Origin of the sequence: Streptomyces sp. NPDC006265 (assembly GCF_040613555.1) — a bacterium.
Lineage (GTDB): Bacteria > Actinomycetota > Actinomycetes > Streptomycetales > Streptomycetaceae > Streptomyces.
Genome location: NZ_JBEXSH010001183.1, coordinates 1 through 2,189 on the forward strand (window position 1 = coordinate 1; position 2,189 = coordinate 2,189).

3 protein-coding genes and 1 pseudogene are annotated in these 2,189 nt (G+C 70.7%); 2 read left to right on the forward strand and 2 right to left on the reverse strand.

The window, feature by feature from the left end; translation table 11 throughout:
• Window positions 1-158: pseudogene (locus ABZ281_RS46825) on the reverse strand (B/F/G family RNA polymerase sigma-70 factor); the annotation flags it as partial.
• A gap of 201 nt (window positions 159-359) precedes the next feature.
• Entirely contained in the window at window positions 360-794 is a 435-nt protein-coding gene (locus ABZ281_RS46830) for an ATP-binding protein (RefSeq protein ID WP_356664655.1), read from the reverse strand.
• Between the two features lie 269 nt (window positions 795-1,063).
• Between ABZ281_RS46830 and ABZ281_RS46835 the strand changes: the two genes are divergently transcribed.
• Entirely contained in the window at window positions 1,064-1,285 is a 222-nt protein-coding gene (locus ABZ281_RS46835; RefSeq protein ID WP_356664657.1) for a hypothetical protein, read from the forward strand.
• 385 nt (window positions 1,286-1,670) lie between these two features.
• On the forward strand, window positions 1,671-2,126 hold the full coding sequence (locus tag ABZ281_RS46840) for a cyclic nucleotide-binding domain-containing protein (RefSeq protein WP_030844060.1): 456 nt from the start codon (window positions 1,671-1,673) through the stop codon (window positions 2,124-2,126).
• Window positions 2,127-2,189 lie beyond the last annotated feature (63 nt).

Below are 2,189 nucleotides of genomic sequence, written 5' to 3' on the forward strand. Positions count from 1 at the left end.
AGTTCGTCGCGGACGGCCTCCCGCTCGGGGCCTTCCTCCAGCTCCGCCATCCGGGTGAACAGGGCGGCGGTGTCCGGGGCGTCGTCGTGACGCCTCCGGGAAGCGGTGGTCGTCGTTTCGGGCGTGCCGGGGCGATGGGTGGGCGTTTCGATGAGCATGCGGATTCGCTCCTGAACGGTGGTTTCAGGGACTGACCGCGGGAAGGACGCTGCCCGGATGCGCCTGGACGGCCTCCGGGGCAGTCATGCCGCTCCCGCTGGCGCGCCTCCGGTCCGAAGCACGAGATTGCGTCTGCCCTGCCCCCGGGGGAACAAACTCCACTTTGCAGTGCAATCTGTCGGGCACCACTCACGGGGCGGTCAGGCCAGGGGCACGACGGCGGTGATGCACTTGCCCCCGGCGGGCAGGTCCGACACCCGGACGTCCCGAGAGAGCCGGCAGACGATGGGCCAGCCGTGGCCGCCGTGCCGCAGCCGTCCGGGCGGGTCGGTGTGCGGCATGGTCACGGGCAGCGCGTCACTGCGGTCGCTCACCGAGACGCGCACACCGGGGCCGTCGACGTCCACCTGGAAGTCGGTGACACCACCACCGTGCAGGATGGCGTTGGTCGTCAGTTCCGAGACGACGAGCAGCGCGTCGGACAGGCCGTCCGTGTCGCACCGGGTGTGGGTGGCGCGGCAGCGTTCGGCCACGGCCCGCTCCACCGCCCGGCGCGCCTCGGCCGGTTTGCACGGCCGAGCCCGGTGGGCGCCGGGCGACTCGAACAAGGATTCGATCATGTGCTCCTCGCACATTCTGCAGCTCCTGACAGCACAGAGGGATACCGGGTCCGACCGCGTACCGTGGCCGCCCCACCGGGTGCCTGCCCGGAGCTCACGGACCCACTGCTCTTGCTCGGCCTGCCACGGCGTTCGGGGGCGCACCGCGCGAGCGCCGCGGTCTCACCCTTCGGCTCACCTCTCCCCGCACCTGCAAACCTCCACTGCGGCCGGAAGACCCGAAAACACCTCGAACGGTCGCGGGCCGGTGCCATTTCCGGCCGTTGGGCGGGTACGCGGGGTGCATGACCGATGTGGTGGATTCCGACGAGCTGCTGCGGCGTATCCGGCGTGCGAGGGAGTGCGCGGTGCAGGAGGAGCGGACGTGGCGGACCAGGAGCGAGGAGCTGGACGCGACCGACCCGCAGGGGGCACGGGACGCGACCGTGCGGCAGATGTCCTACGAGGCGGTGCTGCGGGTGCTGGACGAGATCGTGACTCCGGGCAAACACGTCCCGGCGGACTGACCGGGCACGGGCCGGCGCCCGGGCGGGCGGGACCGGATTGCGGGGGCACACCCCGGGAACCCGGCAGCGCATGACTGCCGACCACACGCGAGTACCGGTTCTGGAAGCCCTGGAAGTGAAACGGGTCACGCAACCGGGTCCCGGAGGCGCGCAGAGCGCCTAGATGGTTTACCGTTCATCATACGTGGTGACGGAGTCGACCCCTGGTCCTCCGTGCATCACCGCCATACGGCCCTGGCTGGTCTCCCCCGTCCAGCCAGGGCTTTTTCATGCCCGGACGGTCCGTCGCAAGAAGTCTCGTACGCCGAGGTGCCCAAGGCCCCGGCAGCGGCTGAAATGGGCTTAGGGACAGCACCGCAGTCGACCGCCCGGCGAGGAGCTCCGCATGACCAAAGCGATCAAACTCCTGACCGCCCTGCCTCCGCCCCAGCGGCAGCGCCTGATGACGCTCGCCCGGGAGGTGTCCTTCCCCGAGGACGCCCGGATCTTCGAGGCGGACGGCCCGGCCGACCGCTTCTGGGTCATCCGCTCCGGCGCCGTCTCCCTGGACCAGCAGGTGAACTCCTTGCAGCGGGTGACCGTGGCCAGTCTCGGCGCGGGCGACCTGCTCGGCTGGTCGTGGCTGTTTCCGCCGTACACCTGGGACTTCGGCGCGGTGGCCTTCAGCCCGGTGCGGGCCTACGAGTTCGACGCGGGGGCCGTACTGAAGCTGTGCGAGGAGGACTCGGAGCTCGGGGTGATGCTGGTGCGCAACGTCGCCGAGGTGCTCGCGCACCGGCTGGAGATGACCCGGGGGAAGCTGATGGAGCAGTACACACTGCACCGGCGCGGTGCGCTGTGAGACGTCAGACGCGGTAGCGCCGCAGCGCCGGCTCCGCGGTGGCCAGCTCCAGCATCACCGCGA